Below are 4,181 nucleotides of genomic sequence, written 5' to 3' on the forward strand. Positions count from 1 at the left end.
GGCGTGCCGCTGGCCGAGCCCACGACAGCGCTGCTGGCACGGCTCGACGCGGTGCTGCCGGCCACCTGGTCGCGCGGCAACCCGGTCGACATCATCGGCGACGCGCCGGTGCAGYGCTATGTCGACGCGCTGCAGGCGGTGCTGGCCGAGCCGCAGGCCGGCGCGGTGCTGTTCATGCACGCGCCGACCGCGATCGTGCCGAGCGCCGAGATCGCACGCGCGCTGTCGCCGCTGGCCCGCGAGGCGAACGGCCGGCTGATGGCGTGCTGGCTGGGCGACACGGCGGTGGCCGAGGCGCGCCGGCTGTTCACCGATGCCGGCGTCGCCGACTACGCGACGCCCGAGGAAGCGGTGAACGCGTTCTCGATGCTGCGCTGCTACCGGCACAACCAGGCGACGCTGCTGGAGACGCCGTCGGCCAGCGCCAATGCCGTGCCGGACCTCGCCGCCGCGCGCCGCGTGATCATCGCGGCGCTGCTCGACGGCCGCGAGATGCTGCAGGAACACGAGGCCAAGGCGGTGCTCGCGGCCTACGGCATTCCGGTGGTGACGACGCTGCGCGTGGCGGCCGACGCCGATGCGGCGGCCGGTGCGGCAGGCCGCATCGGCTACCCGGTGGTGCTGAAGATCGTCTCGCCCGACATCACGCACAAATCGGATGTCGGTGGTGTCGCGCTCGGCCTGGCCGACGAGGCCGCGCTGCGCGAGGCCGCGGCCGGCATGCTCGAACGGGTGCGCGCCGCGCGGCCGCAGGCCCGGGTGAGCGGCTTCACGGTGCAGGCGATGGCGAGCCGGCCGATGGCGCAGGAGCTGATCGTCGGCACGAGCATCGACCCGAGTTTCGGCCCGGTGCTGATGCTCGGCCATGGCGGCACGGCGGTCGAGGTGCGGGCCGACCGCGCGATCGCGCTGCCGCCGCTGAACCGGGCGCTGGCGCGCGAGCTGGTGTCGCGCACCCAGGTGTCGCGGCTGCTGGCCGGCTACCGCGACCAMCCGGCCGCGCGGCTCGATGCGGTGGGCGATGCGCTGGTCGCGCTGTCGCAGATGCTGGCCGACCTGCCGGAGCTGGCCGAGCTGGACATCAACCCGCTGTGGGCCGACCACGACGGCGTGCTGGCGCTGGATGCGCGCATCCGGCTGAGCCGCGTGCCGGTGGCCGGTGCGGAGCGTTTCGCGATCCGGCCGTATCCGGATGCGCTGGTCGAGACCATCGCGTGGCGCGGCGAGCCGCTGACCTTGCGCCCGGTGCGCCCGGAGGACGAGCCGGCGCACCGCCGCTTCATCGAACAGCTGAGCCCGGACGACCTGCGCTTCCGGTTCTTCAACGCGCGCCGCGAGCTGGCGCACAGCGAGCTCGCGCGGCTGACGCAGATCGACTACGCGCGCGAGATGGCCTTCATCGCGGTGCGTCCCGGCGCCGACGGGGCGGGCGAGACGCTGGGCGTGGCGCGCGCGGCGGTCGACCCGGACAACGTCGAGGCCGAGTTCGCGATCGTCGTGCGCAGCGACCTGCAGGGCCGGGGCCTGGGCCGGCTGCTGATGGACAAGCTGATCGCCTACCAGGGCGCGCAGGGCACGCAACGCCTGGTGGGACTGGTGCTGCACGACAACCAGGCGATGCGGGCCTTCGTGCAGCGCTTCGGCTTCGAGGCGCAGGGCGGCGACAGCGATGCCCTGCGGATGGTGCTGCCGCTGCAGCCGTAGCGGAACAACGGATCAGCGGATCACGAGCACCGGCGTCTTGCAGTGGTTCAGCACGCGCGCCGTCACCGAGCCGAGCACGACCGAGCCCAGGGCGGAATGCCCGTGCGAGCCCATCACGACCAGGTCGAAGCGGCCGCTGTCAGCCAGCTCGCTGATCACCGCCGGCGCATGGCCGACCTTGTCGACGAAGCTGGCGTTCCAGCCTTGCTGGGCGATGAACATTCGCACCGGCTTCAGCACCTCATCGGCTTCTGCGCGGTAGTAGTTCTCGACCGTCGCGCGGTCGAAGAAGCCCTTGGCGTGCGGCGGCACCGGCATCGTGACGGTGAGCACGGTGTAGTCGTGGTTGCCGCCCAGGAACTCGTCGTGGGCGGCCAACCAGGCCAGCATCTGCTTCGTGCAGGCGCTGCCGTCGACAGCCAGCAGGATCTTCATGGTCTTCTCCTTCATCGTGGTGGACAGGTTCGGGTCAATGGATCATCAACAGCGGCAGCGGCGCGGTGTGCATCAGCGTGCGGGTGGCGCCGCCGAGCACCTGCTCGCGCAGCCGGCCGTGCCCGTAGCAGCCCATCACCAGCCACTGCGCGCCGACCTGCGCGGCCAGCGCCAGCAACTCGTCGCCGATCGAGCGCGGTTCGTAGCCGCGCTGGTGCAGCACGGGCGTGATGCCGTGGGCCTTCAGGTGGCCGACGATGTCGAGGCCGCCGGCGGCGCCGACGACCGCGTTGCGCGACCAGCTGGCGACATGCACCTCGCGGGCCTGCGCCAGGAACGGCAGCGCGGCGGTGACGGCGCGGGCCGCCTCGCGCGAGGGTTTCCAGGCCACCAGCATGCAGTCGGGCGCGGAGCTGGCGGTGCCGCGGTCGGGCACGATCAGCGCGGGCTTGCCGCTTTCGATCAGCAGCGATTCGGTGAAACCGGCCGGCAGGTCGTGGCCTGCGACGGCCGGGTCGCGCTGGCCGAGCACCAGCAGGTCGGTGCACAGCGCGTGCTGGACGAGGGCCTGCAGCACCGGTTCGCGCGTGACCTCGGCCCAGCGCACGCGCGAGAGCTCCTCGCCACCGGTGATGTCCTGCAGCAGCCGTTCGCGTGCGAGCTGGCGGGTGTCGGGCTGGTCGAGCGTGGCGGCTGCGCCGGCGACGGCGCCGAAGCGGCCTTCGGGTTCGGCATGCAGCGGCGTGGCGGCGAACAGCGCGGTGACGTCGCCGTCGTGCCGCTCGGCGAGTTCGCGTGCGATCGTGAGCCGTGTCGCGGTGCGCGGCGAGGTGTCCGCGAGCATCAGGATCGAGCGGATCGGGTTCACGGTGGCGAGGCGTTGCGGCATGGTGCAACGGTACGCCTGTGCCGCCGCGACGGCTTGATTCAACTCAAATCGGATTCATCGCGCGTGACCTGGGTGCCGCTGGTGCCGGCCAGCAGCGCGGCGACATCGTCGAGCCGGCCGATCGCGGCGCGCCGGCCGGTCGTCTCGACGAACTCAGCGGCGGCGAGTGCCTTGGCGCCCATCGAGCCGGCGGGCAGCGCGAGCTGGCGCAGCGAGCGCGGCGTGGCCGACGCGAGCCGGTGCTCGTCGGGCGTGCCGAACCCGGTGCGGATGCCGTTGACATCGGTGAGCAGCAGCAGCACGTCGGCGTGCAGCTCGCGGGCGAGCAAGGCGCTGGCGGCATCCTTGTCGATGACGGCATCGATGCCGCGCAGCATGCCGTCGCGCTCGACGACCGGGATGCCGCCGCCACCGGCGCAGACGACGACGCCGGCCGCGAGCAGGTGGCGGATGGCCCGCAGTTCGACGACCTGCTGCGGCCGCGGCGACGGCACGACGCGGCGCCACTGCTCGCCGTCGCGCGCGAACTGCCAGCCGCGTTCGGCGAGCAGTTGCACCTCGGGCAGCCGGTAGCCGGGGCCGACCGGCTTGGTCGGCGTGGCGAAGGCAGGATCGCCCGCGTCGACGCGCACCTGCGTGAGCAGTGTCGCGATCGGGTGGCCGCCGAGTTCACAGGCCAGCGCCTGTTCGACCAGGTAGCCGACCATGCCGTCGCTCTCGGCGCCGAGCACGTCGAGCGGGGTGGTCTCGGCACCGGCGCGGCTGTCCTGCCAGGCGGCGGCCTGCAGCGCGAGCCAGCCGACCTGCGGGCCGTTGCCATGCGTGACGACCAGCTCGTTGTCGGCGGCCAGTGGCGCGAGGGCCCGGGCTGCTGCCGTCAGGTTGTCACGCTGGACCTGCACCGACATCGGCTGGCCGCGGCGGATCAATGCGTTGCCTCCGAGGGCTGCGACGATTCTCATCTTGTCTCTCCGTTCTTTCTGTGCGCGTGGACGGGGCGGGCGGGGGCAGGCTGCGGGGGCTCAGCTGGGGCGGTCGGCCCTGGCGGGCCGACTGCACGRAGAAGMTCGGCTTCGGGGKTGCATCGGCAAACTCCCGTCACTCACTTCGTTCGTTGTGGTCAAACACAGCCGATGAGTCAGTCCACGAAGCG

At 72.5% G+C, this 4,181-nt stretch carries 4 protein-coding genes; 1 reads left to right on the forward strand and 3 read right to left on the reverse strand.

Annotation, left to right across the window (positions count from 1 at the left end; translation table 11 throughout):
* On the forward strand, nt 1-1,704 hold a 1,704-nt coding region (locus AC1D15_RS20245; protein WP_477827380.1), incomplete at its 5' end, for a bifunctional acetate--CoA ligase family protein/GNAT family N-acetyltransferase.
* Nucleotides 1,705-1,716: 12 nt separating this feature from the next.
* Here AC1D15_RS20245 and AC1D15_RS20250 read toward each other — a convergent pair.
* From AC1D15_RS20250 to AC1D15_RS20260, 3 genes are read right to left on the reverse strand one after another with little or no spacing between them, the layout of a single operon-like run.
* On the reverse strand, nt 1,717-2,139 hold the full coding sequence (locus tag AC1D15_RS20250) for a universal stress protein (RefSeq protein ID WP_465113055.1): 423 nt from the start codon (nt 2,137-2,139) through the stop codon (nt 1,717-1,719).
* 34 nt (nt 2,140-2,173) lie between these two features.
* Nucleotides 2,174-3,028: a universal stress protein gene (locus AC1D15_RS20255; RefSeq protein WP_477827381.1), complete on the reverse strand. Its 855-nt coding sequence runs from the start codon at nt 3,026-3,028 to the stop codon at nt 2,174-2,176.
* Nucleotides 3,029-3,066: 38 nt separating this feature from the next.
* A complete protein-coding gene (locus tag AC1D15_RS20260; RefSeq protein ID WP_477827382.1) occupies nt 3,067-3,990 on the reverse strand; it encodes a carbamate kinase in 924 nt (307 codons plus the stop codon).
* Nucleotides 3,991-4,181: the final 191 nt, after the last annotated feature.

This window comes from Rhizobacter sp. P2_H2 (assembly GCF_056403375.1).

Bases quoted from the DNA above. Each gene is read 5' to 3' on its own strand.
- AC1D15_RS20250 (WP_465113055.1), bottom strand. From the start codon at position 2,139: ATGAAGATCCTGCTGGCTGTCGACGGCAGCGCCTGCACGAAGCAGATG.
- AC1D15_RS20255 (WP_477827381.1), bottom strand. From the start codon at position 3,028: ATGCCGCAACGCCTCGCCACCGTGAACCCGATCCGCTCGATCCTGATG.
- AC1D15_RS20260 (WP_477827382.1), bottom strand. From the start codon at position 3,990: ATGAGAATCGTCGCAGCCCTCGGAGGCAACGCATTGATCCGCCGCGGC.